The sequence below is a fragment of the Paraburkholderia diazotrophica genome (assembly GCF_900108945.1).
Classification (GTDB): Bacteria; Pseudomonadota; Gammaproteobacteria; order Burkholderiales; family Burkholderiaceae; genus Paraburkholderia; species Paraburkholderia diazotrophica.
On sequence record NZ_FNYE01000031.1, the window covers coordinates 36,457 to 58,188 of the forward strand.

The 21,732-nt window shown below is 56.4% G+C and carries 19 protein-coding genes; 9 read left to right on the forward strand and 10 right to left on the reverse strand.

What is annotated here, in order from left to right; genetic code table 11:
* Positions 1-10: 10 nt before the first annotated feature.
* From BMW76_RS29260 to BMW76_RS29285, 6 genes are all read left to right on the forward strand, one after another.
* A complete protein-coding gene (locus BMW76_RS29260; protein ID WP_090871605.1) occupies positions 11-1,039 on the forward strand; it encodes an NAD-dependent epimerase/dehydratase family protein in 1,029 nt (342 codons plus the stop codon).
* A complete protein-coding gene (locus tag BMW76_RS29265; protein ID WP_090871607.1) occupies positions 1,036-2,661 on the forward strand; it encodes a glycosyltransferase family protein in 1,626 nt (541 codons plus the stop codon). The genes BMW76_RS29260 and BMW76_RS29265 overlap by 4 nt, the downstream gene beginning before the upstream one ends.
* 91 nt (positions 2,662-2,752) lie before the next feature.
* Positions 2,753-3,679, forward strand: coding sequence for a glycoside hydrolase family protein (locus tag BMW76_RS29270; RefSeq protein ID WP_177200530.1), 927 nt, complete (start codon positions 2,753-2,755; stop codon positions 3,677-3,679).
* 66 nt (positions 3,680-3,745) lie between these two features.
* Positions 3,746-4,507 (forward strand): class I SAM-dependent methyltransferase, encoded by a 762-nt coding sequence (locus BMW76_RS29275; RefSeq protein WP_090871609.1) that lies wholly within the window; start codon positions 3,746-3,748, stop codon positions 4,505-4,507.
* A 7-nt stretch (positions 4,508-4,514) separates the two neighbouring features.
* Positions 4,515-5,189: an acetyltransferase gene (locus BMW76_RS29280; RefSeq protein ID WP_090871611.1), complete on the forward strand. Its 675-nt coding sequence runs from the start codon at positions 4,515-4,517 to the stop codon at positions 5,187-5,189.
* Between the two features lie 49 nt (positions 5,190-5,238).
* Complete coding sequence (locus BMW76_RS29285; protein WP_090871613.1) at positions 5,239-6,177, forward strand: GNAT family N-acetyltransferase; 939 nt, start codon at positions 5,239-5,241, stop codon at positions 6,175-6,177.
* Positions 6,178-6,204: 27 nt separating this feature from the next.
* Here BMW76_RS29285 and BMW76_RS29290 read toward each other — a convergent pair whose 3' ends face one another.
* From BMW76_RS29290 to BMW76_RS29300, 3 genes are all read right to left on the reverse strand, one after another.
* Positions 6,205-7,317 carry a DegT/DnrJ/EryC1/StrS family aminotransferase gene (locus BMW76_RS29290; protein ID WP_090871615.1) on the reverse strand — a complete coding sequence of 371 codons (1,113 nt, stop codon included), beginning with the start codon at positions 7,315-7,317 and terminating at the stop codon, positions 6,205-6,207.
* Positions 7,314-7,730 (reverse strand): sugar 3,4-ketoisomerase, encoded by a 417-nt coding sequence (locus tag BMW76_RS29295; protein ID WP_090871617.1) that lies wholly within the window; start codon positions 7,728-7,730, stop codon positions 7,314-7,316. Before BMW76_RS29295 ends, BMW76_RS29290 begins: the two co-directional genes overlap by 4 nt.
* Positions 7,731-7,857: 127 nt before the next feature.
* Entirely contained in the window at positions 7,858-9,567 is a 1,710-nt protein-coding gene (locus BMW76_RS29300) for a glycosyltransferase family 61 protein (RefSeq protein WP_177200531.1), read from the reverse strand.
* Positions 9,568-10,118: 551 nt separating this feature from the next.
* Between BMW76_RS29300 and BMW76_RS29305 the strand changes: the two genes are divergently transcribed.
* Together BMW76_RS29305 and BMW76_RS29310 are read left to right on the forward strand one after the other, a co-directional pair.
* Complete coding sequence (locus tag BMW76_RS29305) at positions 10,119-10,958, forward strand: sulfotransferase family protein (protein WP_090871621.1); 840 nt, start codon at positions 10,119-10,121, stop codon at positions 10,956-10,958.
* Between the two features lie 263 nt (positions 10,959-11,221).
* Complete coding sequence (locus BMW76_RS29310) at positions 11,222-12,409, forward strand: hypothetical protein (RefSeq protein WP_090871623.1); 1,188 nt, start codon at positions 11,222-11,224, stop codon at positions 12,407-12,409.
* 136 nt (positions 12,410-12,545) lie between these two features.
* Here BMW76_RS29310 and BMW76_RS29315 read toward each other — a convergent pair whose 3' ends face one another.
* Complete coding sequence (locus BMW76_RS29315; RefSeq protein ID WP_143062345.1) at positions 12,546-14,228, reverse strand: hypothetical protein; 1,683 nt, start codon at positions 14,226-14,228, stop codon at positions 12,546-12,548.
* 161 nt (positions 14,229-14,389) lie between these two features.
* Here BMW76_RS29315 and BMW76_RS42860 point away from each other — a divergent pair, with 161 nt between their 5' ends.
* Positions 14,390-14,719 carry an acyltransferase family protein gene (locus BMW76_RS42860; protein ID WP_090871627.1) on the forward strand — a complete coding sequence of 110 codons (330 nt, stop codon included), beginning with the start codon at positions 14,390-14,392 and terminating at the stop codon, positions 14,717-14,719.
* A 494-nt stretch (positions 14,720-15,213) separates the two neighbouring features.
* Here the strand turns inward: BMW76_RS42860 and BMW76_RS29330 are convergent, their stop codons facing one another.
* The 6 genes from BMW76_RS29330 to BMW76_RS29355 all read right to left on the reverse strand — a co-directional run bounded on the left by BMW76_RS29330 (position 15,214) and on the right by BMW76_RS29355 (position 21,729).
* On the reverse strand, positions 15,214-15,639 hold the full coding sequence (locus BMW76_RS29330; protein ID WP_090871630.1) for a GtrA family protein: 426 nt from the start codon (positions 15,637-15,639) through the stop codon (positions 15,214-15,216).
* Positions 15,636-16,919, reverse strand: coding sequence for an NAD(P)/FAD-dependent oxidoreductase (locus BMW76_RS29335; protein WP_090871632.1), 1,284 nt, complete (start codon positions 16,917-16,919; stop codon positions 15,636-15,638). Before BMW76_RS29335 ends, BMW76_RS29330 begins: the two co-directional genes overlap by 4 nt.
* A gap of 13 nt (positions 16,920-16,932) precedes the next feature.
* A complete protein-coding gene (locus BMW76_RS29340) occupies positions 16,933-17,871 on the reverse strand; it encodes an NAD-dependent epimerase/dehydratase family protein (protein ID WP_090871702.1) in 939 nt (312 codons plus the stop codon).
* An 87-nt stretch (positions 17,872-17,958) separates the two neighbouring features.
* The gene (locus tag BMW76_RS29345; protein ID WP_090871634.1) at positions 17,959-19,665 is read right to left on the reverse strand and encodes a hypothetical protein; all 1,707 of its coding nucleotides are present in this window, start codon (positions 19,663-19,665) and stop codon (positions 17,959-17,961) included.
* Positions 19,666-19,675: 10 nt separating this feature from the next.
* On the reverse strand, positions 19,676-20,416 hold the full coding sequence (locus tag BMW76_RS29350; RefSeq protein ID WP_090871635.1) for an SDR family oxidoreductase: 741 nt from the start codon (positions 20,414-20,416) through the stop codon (positions 19,676-19,678).
* Positions 20,413-21,729 (reverse strand): FAD-binding oxidoreductase, encoded by a 1,317-nt coding sequence (locus BMW76_RS29355; RefSeq protein ID WP_090871637.1) that lies wholly within the window; start codon positions 21,727-21,729, stop codon positions 20,413-20,415. The genes BMW76_RS29350 and BMW76_RS29355 overlap by 4 nt, the downstream gene beginning before the upstream one ends.
* Between the last annotated feature and the right edge of the window lie 3 nt (positions 21,730-21,732).

Sequence of the window (21,732 nt, forward strand, 5' to 3'; positions counted from 1 at the left end):
GCGTTCGGCGATGAACGATTTCACTGCGGCGGATGTCGACGGCAAACGCGTACTGGTACTTGGCGGAAAGGGGTTTTTGGGAACGCACCTGGTTGATGCTTTTGTGCGCTGCGATATTCCAGTGCGCGTCTTTGATAGGCGTGCGCGGCAGAGTTTGGATCCCGCGTTGGTCGACGTTGTCGATTCGCAAAACGACGTGGCGCGAACATCCAATATTGAGGTCGTGACGGGCGATTTTGCCAGTGGTGAAGGACTTGCCGACGCACTTGACGGCGTCGACCTCGTCTATCATCTCATTAGTACGACTGTGCCAAGCACGTCGAATGCAAATCCAATTGCAGATGTACAAGGCAATCTGATCGGTACGCTACGGCTTTTGGAAATGATGCGGGACGCGGGTATCCGACGGATCGTGTATGTGTCATCAGGCGGGACCGTTTACGGTAACCCGTCGATATTGCCGGTACCGGAAACGCATCCGCTTCAGCCGCTATGTTCGTACGGCGTGGTCAAGGTGGCTGTGGAGAACTATCTGCACATGCATGCCGAGCTGTACGGCCTAACGTCAAATGTATTGCGGGTAGCCAACCCTTACGGTACGCATCAGCATCACATTGGCGTGCAAGGAATCATCCCGACTTTCTTCAAGAAGATCGCCGATGGAAGTCTTATAGAGATATGGGGCGACGGTTCAGTTGTTCGCGACTATATACATGTAAACGACGTCGTATCCGCATTGCTGCGCGCCGGTGCTCGTGATCGATCAGGCACCTTCAATATCGGCAGTGGAATTGGGCACAGCGTGAACGAAATTCTCGAAATCGTTCAGCGATATGTTGGACAGCAGGCCGACGTGCGCTATCTGCCTCAGCGGAACTTCGACGTCGCACAGATTTATCTGGATATTTCGAAGGCGCAAAGGGAACTCGACTGGCAACCGTTGCTGTCGCTCGATGCGGGCTGCGCGCTGTACTGGCAGACAATCAAGCAGCCGGCGCGTCCCCGGAACGCTGCAGGCTATATGGAGCCGCCACAATGAGCCGGGCCGACTTCGTTCAAGCAAGGGTCTTTTATCCTACTGTCGATGCTCTGGCGTCAGAAATCGCAGCGTTTCATGAAAGTGGGGATCTCGACGCCGCACTTACCCGGATTCAGGCCTTTGTACAGGCCGTGATTCTCGATAGGCGCGCCGTTGCCAAAGTGTTTGCTGATCCGGTGCTCGACGCATGGTGCCAGCGCATTGGTTTGGCAGTTGCCCGGCAGCTTCCTGATAGCCAGGCAGCGACGGACGCGGGGCGTGTGGACTGCGTGATTCTTGCTACAGAACTGTACCGAGCGGGCGGTCATACGGCTGTGATGGAGGATCTCGTACAGACGACGGGGCGATTTGGGCCCGACACGGTCATACTAATGACTGACGCTCTGCACACAGCGAATCTATCGATCGTTAAGGATCGTTTTGGAACTGCGGTGCGTGGCGAGATCGCACCTGCTGGTAATCTCGTGGACAAGTTGCGTTGGACCTTGTCCCGGCTTGCCGCGCTGCGACCGCGCCAGCTCATGCTGTTCAATCACCACCATGATCCCGTCGCGATCGCTGCTGCTCAGCCGGGTGTAGCCGATGAGACGGTCTTTTATCACCACGCGGACCACCAGCTTTGTCTTGGCGTTACGTTGCAGCACACGTTGCACGTGGATCCTCATCCTATGGGGTTTCATCATTGCCGTGAATCGATCGGGCTCGAAAATAACGTCTACTGGCCGCTGGTGGTAAAAGATCAAGGGTGGGCTCCGTTGCCAGTGGATCCGACAACGACAAGTGGCCTCTGCACGTGCTCTTCCGGGTCGCCCAACAAGTTCGAGCACGACTACAAGTATCAATATGTGGACGTGTTACCGCATATCCTTTCGATAACGCGCGGCACTCATATTCACATTGGCCCGCTGTCAGACGAAACGATCGCTCATATTCATGCGGGTCTCGATGCGCGGCAGGTGAATCGCAAGCGTTTCGTACATGTTCCTTGGGTGCGTAGCGTCTGGAAGACGCTTTGTGATTATCGAGTTGATCTTTATCTCGCGTCGTTCCCGCTGGGCGGCGGTCGCGTCCTTATCGAGGCGATGGGGGCAGGTGTGCCGATCATCGCGCACGATTGCTATCTCTCGCCATTCATGGGCGGCAAAGATATGCTGTACCCCCAAGCTTTCGTTTGGCGGCATCCCGACCAATTGTTCGGTTATCTTGCCAGACTTCAGCGTCAGTACTTGGCCGCAGAGGGCAAGTCGGCGCGCCTCCATTATGAGCGCCACCACACTGGCGCGGTATTGAGGGAGTGCATCGACGCCGGGTTTGCGACCAAGCCTGCGCCGCCCATGCGCGCCCATGTGGGCGACCCCCTCCAGGAGTTTCTGGATGACGTCCACTACGCACTTCGCGATCACCTCACGGCAGCGGAGGTTGCGCCCGTTTTCTCCAGGCGCGACCTTCTTGAAAGCGAGTTATTGAAAGAGCGCACAGCACGAGAAATACAGTCCCAAGCGCTAGAGGTTGCGTATGTCGCACAGACGAACGCATTGATGCAGCGCTATGCTGAGGAGAATGCCGCGCTTCGCGCTGCCTTGGCGCAGATAAAAGCGACGAAGACCCCCGTTCAGCAATGACCAATCGGCTCTCGATATTTTGCAACCGAGGCGCCTTTCGCCCGCAATGCGAGAGTCTTGTCATTACAGCGCGGCTAGCGAGGAGTTTCAGGTGAATTGGAAAAAACTCGGTCTGGTATATGCACCCACGGGTCTCGGTGACTGGGCCGTGCAGACCGCGACGTTGCCAACGCCCGTTCGGCATGCGTCTGGTGCCATTCGAGTATTCGTATCTTTTTGCGATGCTCGTGGCATTGGGCGACCCGGATATGTGGACGTTGACCCATCCGATCCGACGCGAGTGCTGAAAGTATCGCAAGAGCCGCTGATCGACATCGGTGTACCAGGCACATTTGACGACAACGGCGCGGTGGTGTGTAGCGTCGTCGATGTCGGTGGGGGCACGTACTATATGTATTATGTCGGCTTCGAGCAGTGTCTAAAGGTTCGGTATCGCCTCTTTATCGGCTTGGCGATTAGTACAGACGGCGGTGAAGCGTTCTGCAAGTACAAGACGACTCCGATCCTCGATCGAACCCCAACTGAACTATATTTCCGCTGCGGGCCATATGTGTTACTCGACGGCGGGATTTTTCGGATGTGGTACATCGCAGGCTCAGAATGGACGGAAGTCGAAGGAAAGAGCATGCCGGTATACACACTCAAGTACCTTGAATCGAAGGATGGTTTGATGTGGGGCGACGAAGGCGTATCCAGCATGGACATCACAAACCCTGACGAACATGGCTTTGGTCGCCCTTGGGTGGTGCGTCATGCCGACGGATTGCATGAACTTTTCTATTCAATTCGTCGTCGCTCAGTTGGGGCCTATCGGCTCGGCTACGCTAGGTCATCCGACGGTCTGAACTGGGAGCGCAGGGACGCCTCGCTCGGACTCGACGTCACGCCGGGTTCGTTTGACTCGGAGGCGATCGAATATTCTGCTGTTATCGAGGTGGATGGTCGGACGTATTGTTTCTACAACGGCAATGCATTTGGCCGTGATGGTTTCGCAGTTGCTGAACTTGTTCACCGGTGATGCCGAGTCAAGCGACTCGACTGCAGTTCGTCGCGTGTGCGAATAGATCTTTCGAAAGGTGCCTCTGTGGCTGAAGACAAGGATAAGTACGCTCGCTTTGCCCGTCTCGGGTTCGACGACTTTCGAGCCCTTGCAGGAGACGAATCGCTGACAGCCAACGAGAAGGTGGGTTTTCCCGAGAGTTACCGGGCCAACAAGGAAGGATCAATCTTGGCTGATCTTATCGCCAAGCTTCCCGTACTTAATGACGCGAAGCGCATTGTGGTGGACATCGGCCCTGGTTGTGGTGATCTTGCGCGGCTTTTCATCGACCATTGCGAACAGCATGAGCACGAACTTGTCTTGATCGATTCGGAAGAAATGCTGGCACAACTGCCGGACGCTGCGCATGCCAAGAAGATAGCGGCCTATTATCCGCAGTGCCCAAGGGTATTCGAAGAGTATACGGGCCGGGTCGATGCGATCGTCGTCTATTCAGTATTCCAGTATGTGTTTGCAGAAGGCAATGCGTGGGATTTCGTCGACCGCTCGATGTCGCTGCTCGCTCCGGGCGGGCGCCTGCTGCTCGGCGACATTCCGAACATCACGCGGCGCAAGCGCTTCTTTGCAAGTGAGACTGGTGTTCGATTCCACCAGGCGTTCACTCAAACGGACGAAGTGCCGAAGGTCGACTTCAATGTGATGGAACCGGGGCATATCGACGACTCTGTAGTGCTTGCGGTCGTTGCGCGAGCGCGAATGTCAGGCTTCGACGCCTATATCATGCCGCAAGCCGACGACTTGCCGATGGCGAATCGGCGGGAAGATATCTTGATCGTACGTCCGTGAGGGGCTCATGGAAAAGACACGCAAGCTGGTGATTCTAGGAGACTCGGCTTTTGCCGAGATTGCCTACGAGTACTTCACGCACGATTCCTCATATCAGGTCGTTGGCTTTTCGGTCGAGCAAGCGTTTCTCAAGCGTGACGAGCTGTTCGGGCTGCCCGTTGTCCCATTTGAGTCGATCGATGCACATTTCTCGCCGACCGAGCACTTCTTCTTTGCCGCGATCACGTACGTCCAACTCAATCGCTTGCGCACGCGTCTATATAAGGCCGCAAAGGATCTCGGCTATCAGCCCGCGTCTTATGTAAGCAGCCGTGCGTTCGTCTGGCGCAACGCCGAACTGGGCGAGCATTGTTTCATCTTCGAGGGCAACGTGGTTCAGCCGTTTGTCCGGATTGGCGACAACGTCGTGCTGTGGAGCGGCAATCATATTGGCCATCATTCGGTGATCGGCGCGAATTGCTTCGTTGCCTCGCATGCAGTCGTGTCCGGTTTCGTGAACATGGGCGAAAACTGCTTCGTTGGAGTGAACACGACGTTTTCTAACAATATCGTCGTCGGCAAGGATTGCCTCATCGGTGCCGGAGCCGTGGTCGCGCGCGACGTGCCCGAGGACAAAGTGGTTAAGGGCGAAGCGGGTGAACCGACGGGGAGTGCACGTCGGTTGAATCGGGTCAAAGAGTGATGCTTATGTGCTTTGTGATCTTCAACGATGACTTCCGGATTGAAACGGCATGAAGGTAACGCGTTATACGAAAGCTGATGCCGAGCAATGGGACGCCTTCGTGCGTGCATCCAAAAATGGCACATTTCTGTTGCAGCGCGCGTACATGGATTACCACAGCGATCGTTTTGCTGATCACTCTTTGATTTTCCATGACGACAAGGGCCATCCGGTCGCGTTGTTGCCAGCCAATGAACGTGATGGCGTGTTGCAGAGTCACGGCGGTTTGACCTATGGCGGGATCATATGCGACGAGTCGATGACTACGCCGCGAATGCTTGAGGTATTCGATGTGTTGCTTGAACACTTGCGAACCAACGGCTTGAACCGTCTCCTCTACAAGACGATCCCCTACATCTATCATCTCAATCCTGCGGAGGAAGACCGCTACGCACTGTTCCGTGCGGACGCTCGCTTATATCGGCGGGACGTCTTGTCGGTCATTTGCCAAGACCGCCGCTTGCCGTTTCAGAAGCGGCGCGCGCGCAAAGTCAGTCAGGCGCAGAAACTCGGCCTCGTCATCGAGGCGTCCGAAGACCTTGAAGCTTTCTGGGCGATTCTCGAAGCAAATCTGGCTGCCGTGCACGGCGTGAGGCCGGTGCATTCGGTCGAAGAGATGCGGTTGTTGAACAGTCGTTTTCCAGACCAAATTCGATTGCACGTATGCAAGGAAAACGGCGGGATTGTTGCGGGCGTTGTTGTTTTCAATGCAACCCGCGTTGCACACGTTCAATACATCTCGAGCAGTGAACGCGGACGTGAAATCGGTGCTCTCGATCTGCTGTTCGCGACACTCATTGAACGCGACTATGCCGACCAAGCTTACTTTGATTTCGGAATCTCCAACGAACAGGAAGGTAAGGTGATGAACGTTGGTTTGATTGAGCAGAAGGAGGGATTTGGCGCGCGTGCTGTCACCCACGACTACTACGAACTAAGCGTCGTCTAGTTTCGCGGGTACCAGCATAAGCTCGTATCAGGCCGCGTCGAGTGCCGCGAGAAGCGCTTCGCATACGAGATCGACCTGTTCGATGGTCAAGTGCGGACCGATCGGCAGGCTCATCACCTCACGGCTCAATGTGTCGGCTAATGGGCAGTCCACCTTTGCCGCAGATGTTTCAGCATAAGCGGCGCTGCGCCCGGGCGGAATGGGGTAGTGAATCTGCACGCCAATTCCAGCTTCTGCGAGAACGCGCATCACTCGCTCTCGTTTCCTGGTTCGCACCACATACAGATGCCATACAGGCCTCGCTGCATCGATGACTGCGGGGAGCACGACGTCGGCGCCGGTGAGACGTTTAAAGTAGTGCTCGGCGACAACGTTGCGGCGGGCGTTCCAATCATCCAGAACCGAGAGCTTTGCGCGTAGAAATGCGGCCTGCAGTTCGTCGAGGCGTGTGTTGTAGCCGGCGGAGTCGTGTACGTACTTTTGACGCGACCCATAGTTCGACAAGTCGCGCACACGGTCAGCGAGAGTGCTGTCGTTCGTAACCACGGCGCCGCCGTCGCCAAGTGCACCGAGATTCTTGCCAGGGTAGAAACTGAACGCGGCTGCGTCTCCGAGTGTGCCTGTGCGCTTGCCGAGATAGGTAGCGCCATGCGCTTGCGCCGCATCTTCGATGACTTTTAGGCCATGCTTGGCCGCGATCTGGGTGATGGGCGCCATGTCAGCGGGCTGGCCGTATAGATGGACAGGCATGATCGCCCGAGTGCGCGGCGTGATCGCTGCCTCGATGCGTGCCGGATCGATGTTGTGCGTAGCCGCGAGCGGCTCGACAGGGACGGGCGTTGCGCCTGCGTGCGTTACCGCGAGCCAAGTCGCGATGAAGGTGTTGGAGGGGACCAGCACTTCGTCACCGGGGCCGATGTCGAGCGCCCTTAAGATTAGGTGAAGCGCGTCTAGTCCGTTACCGACGCCGATACAGTGTTCTGCGCCACAGTAAGCGGCAAACTCGCGCTCGAATGTGGAGACTTCGCTGCCGAGAATGAACCATCCAGATTGGATCACGCGCGCGTACGCAGCATCCAGCTCAAGATGAAGCTCGCGATTGCCGGCGGCGATATCCAGAAATGGAACGATGGCCGTCATGCATCTTCCTTTGCTGCGCTAAGAAAATCTTCGTACTGTCGATAATAATCGCCTTCGTCGTATAGCTGCGAGGCAAGTGCAAGGCAGACCGCATTTGAAGAAAAATTATCGATCTCCCGCCATATCAAGCGCGGAATGTAGAGCCCTTGGTGGGGACGGTTCAAGTGAAACACTCGGCGCTCGCGCCCGTCATCGACGTGGACGTCGAAACTTCCTGAGATGGCGATAAGAACCTGTTGGAGCTGCTTGTGGCTGTGTCCCGCGCGCGATGCGCCACCCGGAATATCGTACAGATAGTACACGCGCTGGATGTCGAACGGAACCTGGCGTTCATTCTCAATAGGGGTTAGTGTGCCGCGGGGATCGTGAATTTGCGGGAACTCCAGTATCTGGCAATCGGATACGTTGGCCATGAGTGAAATCTGTTGGTTATGCATTTGGTTGCTGAAAAATACCCCTACGTCGGATGGTCGGACACGTGCGGCACACCCTTCATCCCGATCACGGTATTTGCCTTATGACTGTCGAATCACCAATCTCTTATAACACATGGTTAAAACATAGATCGATGTCCTGCTCGGCAACTTCAAAGTCACAAGCCGACCAAATCCAGTGTGGATGGGTCCGAGGGTAGCTGATCCCGTTTATTATCCACGACTGCTGTCCGAGTGCAGCCGAAATGCTGGTAAAGGTATGGCATGTGACGTTTGTAGAGGAAAGCATAATGATTTTGGCGTCGCGTGGAGCGAAGAGCGCGTTGGTGAACGCTGCTCCGCCAGGGCCCGCGATAACTTCAGCGTCTGAGAGAAGTTCAATTTGCTCATCAAGGGTCATCCGACCAGTGTCAACAAAGGAAAACCCAGCTCGATTGAATTTTTCGAGAACCCTACCCTCATTGAGCATCGAGCGCGGGCTGCCTTCGCTTCGCTTAAGATATAAACGCTTGCCGGCCTTTGCCTTCAACGTCTTGGCGTTTGGAACAAGCCTGTCTCGCATGAATAGTACGGCATCCGGATGCGCGACCATCGCCGTCGATAAGCGTGAAGGCACAATCAACGAATTGACGCCCAGCGGTTCGGAGAAATCTACGGCCCGAAGGCGGGAATGTTCGATGCCAAGCCGATGAAGCAACTCGATCTGCCATTGCGCGGCATTCACGTCGACCAGGATCGGTGCGTCTTTGTGGCGATCACTGTCAATTACGAGACTGAGCCGCGGTACCTCATCCAACAACCAGTGGTAGTAGTTTTGATTGTGACCAATATAGATGCAACCTGAACTCACGTATGGCATTGCTGCTCTGCAGGCAATGAGCGCGCGATTGTCTGACACGGCGCGGACCACGTCCGTAAATAACGGTAGATGACATGCCTTCATATGGGCGGAATCAGCAATCAAGTACTGCCGATTCGCGAGAATCATCCCGTATCGAGGCAAAATTTCCGCATATTCGTATTCGACGACATACGAAGCATCAAAATGTAGCTCACTCAGAACTGGGATGATTTCGCCGTCCCGAACTACGCATGCTTTGACGGACTGCGTAGATGGCTCGTTGACCTGACAATAGGATGTGTCGTTTCGGGCGCCCAAATCGGCTACGGTCGTGATCTCGGCATCGACAACGCGCCACCACCCCGACCATGACTCAAGCGCGGTCTCATAAAGAGAAACACCGGCTGCCCGATTAATAGGAAAAATCCTTGCGGCATTGCTGAACCTTTCTTCAAAGGTCGAAACGCAAAGTGCAGAGTATTTCCGATCGGCATCCAGCGCATGCTGCCAATTGCCCGCTTGGGTGTGGAGATACGCAAGTAGCCACCAGCCGTCGGCATTATCTTGTTCCACGTGGACTGCGTCCGTCAGTACTGAAATTGCCTCAGAAAAGCTCCGATCGTGCCACGTCTTGGTTTGGGCAAACCGGGGCAAATGCTTGAGGGAATTGATTGCGATTCCTTCGACGTGGTAGGAATTGAATTCATGCGCCCATACGGCCTGTAACGCCAACAAATCGCCAAGACCGCGAAGCGCAATGCTCCGGACCGCGGATTTGCCGGCCAGCCACTGATACAGCATCTCTGAATCATCGAAAAAACCCTGAATCTTCAGTACGTTGGCAAAATAAAGCCACGCGCCGAGCCATGGGGACTTCGTGACTCGCGTGCCATGAGGTACGGGTCTCGCGGCCCGGTTGCGTTGACACACGTAGATCTGGCACTGAATTTCTACATTGGAACCCAGCCCCTTCATGAAGCGAGCTGCCGACACCGAGAAGAACCTGCAAGTGCTAAGTCGGTGTTCAGAGCGCTGGATTGCGGGAATGCTCCTTCTTCGCAGTGCGTGGATCGACAAGAGTAGAAAAAATAGTAGCGTGTGGAAGGTCCTCGTCCGCACTAGGCTTTTTCCAGCGCGCACATACAGCCTACGAATCGCCATCGAGGGGCGAAGCATCGATGCCGGTGCAGTTTGACTGTGTGATTGCATATCCTTCCGTGTCGGGAACCTTCTCCGTGGAGCGGGGTTCCATTGTAGCGTCGCAGTCCCTACTCTTTACCGGTTTTTACATTACGAAATACTTTCTTTGCATCTCATTTTCGTCTATACATTACGCTTTGCGGGCACTTCTGTGCGACGATAGGGGCATGTCGCAGGCATACTGTCATGCGCTGGTTCACGATTGCCACATGAGTTTTCGCGTCCGCGCCACGAATTTGCCTTCATCTCCAATGTTTGCAAATCGCCGTTTTTCCGCTATTTAGCTCCGGCGCACAAACAGCTTTTGAAATATAACCTTAGGTTTTATGAAACTTCTTGGACGTAGAAAATTAGTTACCGAATCGATTCAGTCCAGTGAACCTTTATTCACGCCGCTGTTTGTAGGAGGTCCTCCACGTTCAGGCACAACAATCTTGCACGCGTTGATTTGCAGTTCGGAAAGGACGAATAACTACATCGGTGAGTGCAGTTACTTCACGGCTTTGCTTCAGCCGCTGGCAACTGGCCTAAACGTGTTTGACGCACATACGCGTTACTATTTTGATTCCCGCGAGGAACTGATTGCTCATCACGGGGAAATACTAGATTGCGAACTGCAGCGGATTTGGCGTCGTTTAGGTCGGCCGGAAGTGGTTGCGCTCAAGGATCCAATGCTGACCCAGTTTTTCGCCATTACTGCTCAGGCGCTGCCGAGGGCGCGCTTCGTACTTTCAGCCCGTGACCCGCGCGCCACTATTTCGTCCCGCATGGAGGTCGCACAAAGGCAGGCTGGAGGAAATCCGATTACGGAAGCGAAAATCGCCGAATTTTGCGATGAATACGTTAGGTTGTATCGGTCCGTACTCGACAATCGGCAGCACTTTGGGGATCGCCTTTGCATCGTAAACTATAAAGATCTTGTCGAAGGCTCCGCGAATCGGGCTTTGGAGAAGTTCGGCTGTGGCCGTATTGTGCCAGAGCGTGTTTCGACACGCGAGGATAATCCTGGCGCGTTCGCGATGGACGAGTGGGCGACAGATCTGCTCGGAACGCTTCCGTCGACAAAGTCTATCAATCGATTCAAGGCACATCTCGATTCCCGTACGGAAGAACTCATTCTGAATGCTTGCGGTGAAGTTGCCGTTGAGCTTGGGATCTTTACTTGATGTGTGATTTGATTTGGCGATGCAACCAAGAGAGGTAGGCTAATTCGCCCTGACACCTTGTGCATCTTGATCACTTGCACCTCCGAAGCGGACCAAATTGGGGTCTCCATGATAGAAAATTTTACCAATCCCTTTGCCGGGCATACCAAGCGTGGAAAGCCGAATTTTCGACCGACTTTTCGCCGATCCGACGATCGACGCGGAAACTCTCCGGATAGCGCGCGAACTTCACGGCAACGGCTTTACGAGAACGTGACCGTTTAATGAGAGGAAAAGCTATTGTCGCCGGAGTGCTGGCCGTTCTGATCTGTATGCTCAAGTACCCCCACCGGTTATTCCGAGGGTTCTTATGGGCCGAGGACGGTCCGATATTCATCCTCCAAGCGGCGCAGCACGGCTTTCGTGCGATCTGGATACCATATAACGGCTATCTGCATGCGATTCCGCGGTTGATTGCCGGTTCATGGACGGCCCTTTCTACACCGGACCATTTCATACACGGATTCGCATGGACCTGCACTGCCGCTTACTTCATCATCGCATATAGCCTTTTTTGCCTGTCGAGGCGTCACTTCCCGTCGAACTGGCGAGGCCATCTCCTGTCTCTCTCCGTCGCCGTATTGCCGTTCGCTGTACCCCAGTCTGGCGAGATCTATTTCACGATTACCAACCTGCAATGGTTTTTCTCACCCCTACTGGCATTCCTAGTCATCGATTTTGGCGTGGGCATTGATTCGCCGATACGGCGCTGGAGCGCAATGGTTCTGGCATTGACTGGGCCGTTCGGTGTTCTGTTGTTACCGCTCGCTGGCGTGTTGTGGTTATCGCATCGTTCGCGTCGGCTGCGGCCATTGCTCCCTTATCTCATGGGCTGTGCGATGCAATTGGTCTCATATACGCTTACGCACGGTCAGGAGACCTCATCACGGATATCGAATTACGCATTGACCAAGGATTTCCCGACTAGCGCAATCGGCGAAGTGTTCGTGCCAAATTCGGTTGACTTCTTCTATCAACACCAAGGTGTGTGTCTTCTAGCTACGTGTGGTCTCCTCGCGCTCGCGCTGCTCAACGGCATTCGGGCTACCAAGCTTTCTCTCCCGCTATTCATTGCGGCAGCGGTTCTATGGACAATTGGCGTCATCCGCCAAGGCACACCAGATATGCTGATTCATTGGTATGGCTATGGGGCACGCTACCTGTTCATGCCAGAACTGTGTTTTGGTGTCGGACTTCTGTTTGCGGCGGTATCTGGTGTGCTGACAATTGGAAGGCTCGCCGCAATTACGTTGCTCTGCACGATGGTCTGGAAAGCGCCATTGCCAATTGTTCCACATGCTGACGACACCGCGGTGACCAAGGAGAGTGGCATGTTTATGCTGCGTTTTCCACCTGCGCGCGAATTGCAGCTGAACACGTCAGAGGGGAACTCGGCATTTTCGTTGAAGTAAACGCCGCTCCGCTACGAGTGGTCACGCTGCCGGTATTAAACATCAAAAGCGCACTTTTGGTGGTGGGGTTAAGCAATCGCTTTGCTCACCTCGTTCATTGCACGATAAATGACTCACGCTACATGACTTTCATGCTTCATTCCGGACAGAACACGGAAATGCTGTCTTTTCCTTTCGCGCTCGCATAGCCCTCGAACCCGGTTTTAACAGCCGCCTTATCAATTGCCATCTGCATATCCTGCCTATCGGTTCCAGTCAGACCGGCGCCCGTCACGACGCCGTCGGAAACGAAGAAGATCACCTTGGGCACCCGATGGGCCTTTGCGTCGAATGCCCAGCCAGTCAACCGAACGTGTGCTGGATCGGAGGTAATCGGCTTCACCGAATCGATGGCTGAATCGCAAGCGCTGAGTTTTGCCGACGCTGGCGTCTTGCCCATTGCTTCGCGCGCGGAACGCATCTCCGGGAGTCCAAACACAGACAAGTTATATCGGATGCCGTTATTCACCACGCGTCTCAGTTGCCGGCGCTGATCTTCAGTTTCCTGCGGATAGACGTGTGCGATTGAATCACGGTCATCGATGTCTAGATTGAGAGCCAATGCTGCTCGCGCTCTCTGGAGTGCGTTCTCCCGACCCGCCAGCGAGAATGCGGCGAGCTGAGACGTGAACAGCATCAGCGGAATAAATACCGATAGCGTAGCGACGACCGCCGTTGTCGCTGTGTGTACGCGGTGGAGGTGGACGAACAACAGAAGCAGAACGCAGTAGAGCAACATGATGGGTGTTTCATATCGTCCGGCTAGCGCTGCGTCGAGCCCGAAATTTGCGCGGCTGATCGTTGCTGCTGCACCGGCTGCGCCGATATGCACAGCAAACAGAACGAGCGCAAGGAATGCCGGATTCCGTGTCGCTCCGCGTGTCCACTGCACCGCCAGATAGATAGCCGAAAAAATTGCTGCCGCACCCACCAGCATCGTAAGCACGTCGTTGTGAAACATAAACCCAATTGGTGCACCGAAAAACATAAGCAGGAACTTCATCATGGTCCGGAATGGTGCTCCGGCGTGCGGCAGGGCATGGTAGTGGTATGCCCAGGCGGCAAACGTCAGAACCGCGACGCATATGAGAGATAGCATCCGGCGGATCGTACTCTGTCCGCTGAGCGCTAGCATCGCTATCAGTAGAACGGGAGTAAGCAGACCGTTGGCCATCGTGACGGTGGAAAGCATGCCGAGCAATACGGCTACGACAAATCGCACCCTGCGTCCCGGTTCATGCACCCATCGCGCCATCGAGAACAGTGCAAGCAGCGGCAGCAGATAGGCCATATAGAACTGGCTCTGATATCCCCAGTTAATATTCTCGGCCTGCAGCCACGAAAAACACGGTACGGCGATTAGAGCGTTGCACAGGTAGGAAAGGCGTTGGTTCTCGCTGGTCAGTGCGCGCGCGATGAAGCACAGAGTAAGCCAGAGAGCGAACATCAATACGATGTTGGCCGCGATGAGGAAGTGCGACAGGCCTTGAAAGAATCTATAGTCGATCCAAAAAAGGACTTTTGTCAGGATGATGCGGTGCTCATTCGCTTGTTCGAGAAACGCCAGCCACCGATTGCCTTGCAGTCTCCCTGCATAGAACTGGAGCGTGCCGTCCCACATGTCCCAGAACGGGACAGGAGAGAACCATTTCACTGCGCCGATGATGGTCGAACCGATAAAGAAAGCTGGCGCCAGCCAAGGCAGAATGATGCGAAGCACAGAAGTGAAGGTCTGCGCCTCGGCGCGCATTATCGGTTTTTCGGCGTTGGACGTCGACAAAATAGGTCTCCTGTTCTTCGATGCCACGCAGTCTACCCCAAACCGAGATGACCAATCGCACGTATCGTTAGCTCAAGGAAGTAACTTAAACCCTGTTGGCAGCGATTTTGACGTCTGGTTTCGGTTGAGGGCTGCCTAAAAACGAACTCACACCTTCGCGTGTGAACACGTTCCTTGGGCGGGGCGCGGTCACGATGTTTTTCATGATTGCGGCATTCCTGTTCTGGAGTCGAGCAATCGGCTCGAATGGACGTATTGACGCACGCCAGTTCTACATTTCACGCATCAGGCGCGTCGTTCCGATGTACCTGTTGGCGTCGGGCCTTCTGGTCATAACAGTACTAGCTCTGTTACTGCAGCAAGTTCTTGCGTGGCTTCTATTTACTATCCCTGGTACACCTCCCATTAATGGCCTAGAAAAAACGTACCTCATCAATACAGTTTTCTGGTCTCTCGCATTTGAGTGGAAGTTTTACCTGCTTTTCCGCTAATGGCCGTTTTCGCGCGGGGATACAGCCAGTGGATCATAGCCATGGCGTCGACCTTATTGATATACGCATTCTCTCAGACGAGCCTTGAATGGTTCTTCCTGTTCGGCTGCGTGACGGCGGTCCTTGTGCGCATCGAATGGCTCCGTCAAGTCGCGCGCCATGGACTCGCGTCTTGGCTCGCGATCACGTGCATGGGGGCCGCGCTCCCGATTGCGTGGAACCTCCGGGACGCAACTTCACGGTCGATTGCCGAGCGGAAGAACGAAATCCTGCGCACGAGTAAGTTCGCTGTTGTGAGCGAGAAGGCAAGCAGAATTAGCGTCGGTACGGCTGGATGAGTGTCGAGCAGGGACATGGAGCAATCAGGAAGGCAAGCGCGGCTTATATGACAGTAATTTCACGTCCTATGCAGGAAACGGCTTTCGGCGTGTATCGGGTTCGCCACGGCAAATTGAGCATGTCATTCGCGTGGCAGAACCCACCGCGCTCGCCGGCTATTGCTTGAAACTCCATTTCTTATGTCCGATGAAACTGGTGAACACGGGCACGATTACGCCGATCAGATGAGCGATGTCCCTCGCGTGCCAGTTCAATCCCGCTAATGGAAAGGCATAGTACGCAAGCACAACGCTAACACCCCACGTTTGCAGTACGGCGACAAGATTGACCAGGGTAAAGAAAAACACCGACCGCGCCGTCGACTGCGTGCTCTTGGTGAACACAAACAGCTTCGCAAGAACGAATGCCGTAATCATCCCCGTTAAATAAGCGACCACAATCGCCGGAGAGTAGGGCATCCAGAAGTTGTATACGATCCGGCTGCCCCAGTTGACCGCGGCTGCGAAGCCGCCGGTCAACAGGAACATCAAGAAGTCCTTCGAAACGAAGGTTTGCTTCACAAGCACATGTGTCCGCGTCATAACATCCTCGCCATCTTGCGCGACAGTCCGATGCTCTCGGAGATCCCCCGGTCTTCAGGGTAGTAATAGGACGTGTCCGCAACGAGCAGGCCCTTTACAGGTAACTGTATTGGCGGCAAGCGGTCGAGAAAGCCCGGCTCGCAGATTGGCTGCGCGAACCGGTACCGGCTCGCACGCGCATCGATGAAGTCGTCCGCCTTCAGGTCCGGATTGATCTTCATCAGATAGCGCTTCACCTTGTCGATGAACGCCGAATCTGGCTCGCGGTATTTCGGATGCTCGCCTGGAATGTAGAACGGCACGTAGACGATGTGATGATCGAGCGGTCGAAGATTCGTGTATTCGACGATACCGGGGATGTCCATCTCCGGGTCGTTCGTGTTCAGCCAGAAGTTTTCGGTGACCGCTTTCTTGAGCTTGGCGATCACGCACACCACCGCCACGTTCTTGACGCTCTTGAAAGCATCGAGAATATTCGCCGGCAGGTCGGGCATCACGCGAGGCACGTACGGCAGCGGAATCGTGCTGATCACCTTGTCGAAAGGCAGCACTTCGCCTCCCGCTTCGATGCCGGTGACTTTGCCGCCTTCGATCACGACTTTCTGCGCCGGGGTGCCGAGATGGAATTCGCCGCCGTTGGCTTCGATGTAGCGGCGCATGCCCTCCAGCAGCGTATCCGACCCACCCTCGAGATAGCCGAGCTTCTCGTGAAATATATTGTAGCGCGAGCGGCCAATTCGCCGAATCCGGCTCCAGATCCATGCGGCCGACAAGTTATATGCGTAGTCGTAGAACTTGTAGTCAAACAGGCGTCGCCACAGCACCTCCCACGCTTCCTCGCCAATCCAGCGGCGAATCCAGCCAGTCGCCTCGACGTGATCGAGCGGCTTCCAGTCGTTGCGTTTTGTGGACAGAAACGCATGCAATCCGTAGCGGAACTTCGCTTGCAGGCTGAGGCCCTTGAAATTCAGCAGCGCGACTGGGTTGCCCCACGGCTGCACGCGCCCCTGATAAAAGTAGCCCATCTTGGTTTCGCGCCACTGCATCTTCTCTTCGATGCCGAGCTCGCGCAGTACTTCGAAGAACGCGTGGTCAGAAATCGCGTGAAAGTGGTAATACCGCTCGATCGAAAGTCCGCCAAAATCGAAGCACGCAGCCATGCCGCCGACGCGATCGTCGGCTTCGAAGATGATCGGCTTGCGCCCGTCCTTCACGAGTTGATAGGCGGCGCCAAGACCCATAGGCCCCGCGCCCAGTACTGCGATGCGTTCTCCGCTCATAGTCGTTATCCGGTCAGAATTCGAGTGCGATGTGGCTGTACGTCGGATCGTTGAAGGTCTCGTCCATCGCTTTCGCAAAGGGCGTCGCGCGAACCTTGAAAATGCCTTCCCAATCGATGACCTCAAATTCGTCGCCGGCTGTCAGCGCCTTGAGCTGATCTGCCGTAAAGGGCGGATTCTTGCTGAAGAGCGCGTAGACCTTCAGTAACACGTAAAAGAGGCCGTAGGGGATGCGCACGATCGCACAGCGCGCGCGCGTGGCCCGCTTGATCTGGCGGATGATGTCGATGTAGTCGACGCGTTCGAGTCCCGTGATGTTGAAAGCCTGGTCTTTGAGCCGCGAATCGATGCAACTGATGATGACGTTGCAGAAGTCGCCGACGTAAAGCGGTTGGCGCATGTATTTGCCGCTGCCGGGAATGGGGAACACAGGCACGCGGTGCATGAAGCGCGAAAGCCAACCGAGATGTTTTCGATCGAACCACCCGAACATCAGCGTCGGCCGCAGCACGACGCATTCGATGCCCGATGCAACGACGATTTCCTCCTGCTCGCGCTTCGTTTCCGTGTACCAGTCATCGCCCACCGAGTTCACGACGGAAGAACTGATGTGCACCGTGTAGGGAACGTTGCAGCGCTTGATGACGTCGAGAATGTGACGCGTCGAATCGATGTTGTTGCGCACAAAGGGGTCGCGCGTCGGCGCGCCGATCTGGGCTTGCAGCATGACGACAACGTCGGCGCCTTCGAAATGTTTCGCCCAGTCGCCTGGCTCGGCAAGATCGGCGAAGATCGCGGTCACATCCGGGTGGACCGAGCGCAGGACTTCGAGGTTGGCCTTGTGCTTGTCCAGGACGACAAGATTCGTGTACCCGCGCGCTTTCAGTCGCGCGACGAGGTTCTGGCCGACGAGGCCGGCGCCGCCTGGAAGAATGATGCGGGTCTGGTTCATGCGCATGACTCAATAAGAAACTGCAGGTTCGTGCCGATAGGCAAACGTCAATGATACAAATATTCGGCGGCGGGACCGCGCGATTGGCTAATGGCTGGCGGGCGAACTGGCGAGTGGCATCGTGCCCGTCGCTTTCATGGCGCAATAGCGGCCATCCGCCGTCCGCGCGGCTATGTGGATTTCTCCGGTTGGCGGCGCCTTGAAAAACGCGGTCCAGCCGCTGTAGCGCGCGCGCCTGCCTTCGTGCGCGCGCGCGTCGGGGCGCGGTCCGCCCGTCACCCCTGTGCCGAGCGTCGCATTGCTGCCGTCCGTGACCACCACGAAACGCGGCGTAGACTGCCCGTTGCTATCGTAGATCCAGCCCGTCGCCCTGAGCATGTTGGGATTGCTCGTGAGGAAGACGCCGTCGATGGCGCCGTCGCAGGGCGACTTGCTGTCGATGCGTTGCGGCGGCACCAGATAGTCCGGCTGTCCGGGCGCGAATATCGACACCTGCGCTTCTTCAGCGGCCTTGGCAATGTTGACAAGCGTTTCGGGGAATGGATAGACCGCAGTGACAATTTGTGGATCGTAGACGTGCGAGCGCAGTGCCAGCCCGGCAACAAGCCGCGAATGAGTTACATCGTGTGCGTCGTTAAACGCGGAGCGCTGTGCGTAGACGATCAGACCCGTGGCGACTACAGCAAGCGTGAACACCGCTCGGCGTTTGTCTACCGTCTCGACGTTGAGCGCCGCGAACAGGATGAGGGCAAGCCAGGCTGCGAGAGACGCTGTGGTATAGCGCGACGAAAGCGCCGACTCCACGCCAAATCCAAGGCGTCCGCTGGCCGTGACCAGTGCATTCCCCGCGATGAACACCGTGACGCACAGTAAAGCGATGGCGCGCACGGGGTGGTTCGGGTGCCGCAGCAATTTTGCGCAGAATGCGATGAGCGTAAACAGCACCAGCGCACCCGTTACATAAGCTCCAAGGTAGCCAAGGTGTGCCTTTTGAGCGGGCGCGCCGAGATAGAGCAGGACGTAACTCCCGGCGATAATGGGATGTTCACGCAGTGCGGCGACAAAATTGCCACTGCTCGCAGGTTTGTGCCAATCGACGAAATATCCGATCCATACCGTGGCAGTAACTGCGAGTGCGAGCAAAATGGCATGGAGTTTGAGCCGCTGATAGATCGCTTGCGCAATCAGAACTGGCAGGACCAGTACGCCGCTCGACATTGAAAACGCGGAAACCGTGCCGCTTGCCAGCGCTGCGATGAGCCATGCGAGCGATTTCGCAGCGTCTCCCCGTGCTTGGGCTCGTGCGGTCAGGTCGAGTGCGTGAAAGGCCAGCAGCGCGAACAGGTAGACAGCAAACCATTGACTCTGAAAGCCCCACGTGAAGTTTTCTTCCTGGATCCATGAAAACGTGAACACCAGAATGACCCCGAGAAGCGAAAGGCGCATCGCGCGATCGAGCGACGAATAACGGCAAGTCACGCGATAGAACGCGAGTGCGAGCAACACGGCAAGCACGAGATTCGCTGCCAGCGAAAGCAGGTTTCTCCCGCCGAAGTAGCGAACGTCGGGAAAAAAGATGAGGCGCGAAAAGGTGAGGCGGTGCTCGTTATGCTGCTCGAAGAACGAATGCCACGGATTCTGCAGGGCGCGCATATAGAAGCCGATCATGCCATCCCACTGGTCGCTGAACGGCAGCGGCGAGTAATGGCGGCACACTGCGTAGAGCGTCGTGGCGAACGTAAATACGCCGAGCGCAAACAATAAATGGCCGCCAGAGAATCGCGTTGTCGTCATCGAGCGCGTCTTAAAGCGATGTGCGTTTAAACACCGGCTTAGGTACCGACCGAATGATGAGCATAATGAGCGACCAGAACCAGGGTGTGTAGATGACATCCTTGCGTTTATCGATGGCACGCAGGATGTCGCGTGCGACTTTCTCCGGTGTTGCAACGAGAGGCCCCGGCAGCGGGAGCCCGGCAGTCATCGGTGTCGCCACAAAACCTGGCTTGATCGTCAGCACATGGGCGCCCGCCTTGAACAGACGCGCATTCAGGCCTTCGCAGAACGCAGAAAGGGCGGCTTTCGCACTGCCGTACAGGTAGTTTGACGGACGGCCGCGATCGGCGGCGACCGACGAAATGACGGCCAGCGTGCCGCGCTTCTGCGCTTCCAGCGAGTTTGCGATCGGCGTGAGCAAGGCGATCAGGGACGTCGCGTTCGTGGTGAATTCGTTGACGGCGATCGCCGGATCGGACTGACACGCAGTCTGGTCCGGCAACGTACCCGGCGCGACGAGGACGACATCGAGCGCGCCGAGCTCAGATGCGCATCGTTCGAGCATCGCCGAATGAAGATCGACGCGATTGATGTCGAGCTGATGGCAGGCGGCAAGTTGAGCGCCGCGCGCCGTCAAATCACCCGCGACCTGCTTTAGGCGCTCGCCATTGCGCGCGACCAGAAAGAAGCGCGCGCCTTCTTTCGCCCACTGGCGCGCGCACGCGATGGCGATAGCCGACGTGGCGCCGACGATAAGGATGTTTTTCATATTTGGGTAGTCCGTTCCCAGAAGCGTGACAGGATCGCGGGATCGCGTAGCGCCTCAAGTTGCTGCCACTGCGGATAGGCCGTGCGGAAATCTGCGCCCGACATGTGAGCGTCTTTGGCCGGATAGATACGCCCGCCCGCTTCGCGCACGACTGCATCAAGTTTGGTGAAAAGCCGCTCGTTAACCGCATCGCGCTGAGGAAAATCGAGCGCGAGCGATGTGCCCTCGAGCGGGAACGACAACAGGCCCGGGGAGGGGATCTTGCCGCAGCGCTTGAGCACGGCCAGAAAAGAGCCCGTGCCGCTCTTCGCAATCGCGGCGAGCATCGCGTGAATGGCATCGCGAGCGACGCCTGCCGGCACGACACACTGATATTGCTGAAACCCGGCGCGTCCGTAGATGCGGTTCCATTCGAGCAGGCTGTCCAGCGGGTAGAAGTACTGGTCGTAGCCGACCGTCGACTTCACTTCGGCGGCCATTTGTCGTCGGTAGTAGAACTCGTTGAACGTCCGGAGCGTCATGCGATTGAAGATCGGTACGGGCAGCGTGAAGGGTACCGTGTACTTTTTCCGGCGATCCGCTTCGAGCGGGCCAGCGCTCGCATGATCGCCAACCATGTAGACGCCGCGGCCGAGCGCCGAACCGCGCGACTGGCAGTCGACCCAGGCCACCCCATACTCGTGCAACGGATCGAGCCGGTCCGACAGTTCAAAGAATTCGTCGAGATTCGCAAACCGGATGCTCGTGACGTCGATCAGACTCGAACGGATCGGCATCAGTTGGATTTCGGCCCACAGGATGAGCCCCGTCAATCCGAGGCCGCCGATGGTGGCTGCGAACAGGTCCGGGTTCTCGTGTGGTGCGCATTCGGCGAAGCTGCCGTCGCTGCGCGCGAGCGCGAAACGCCGCACATGTCGGCCGAAAGTGCCGCGCACATGGTGGTTCTTGCCGTGGACGTCGTTCGCGATTGCACCCCCGAGCGTTGCATACTTGGTCCCGGGGGTAACAGGCAGCATCCAGCCACGCGGAATCGCGACCTCGAGGATCTGCTCGAGCGTAATGCCCGGCTCAGCGCGCAGAATACCGGTGGTCCAGTCCGCAGCGATCAGGCGATCGAGCGGCAGCGTCTGCACGACATGGCCAGATGCCGCAAGGCAACTGTCGCCATAGCTACGACCGTTGCCGAATGGCAGCATTGAACGGTGCTCCGCGGCGATGTCGGCCCAGACCGCACCCGCGGCATCGCGCCAAGCCACGGGGTGCGCGGTTTGCGGGAGGCGGGGATAGCGTCCCCACGAAAGCACCATCGCCATCGG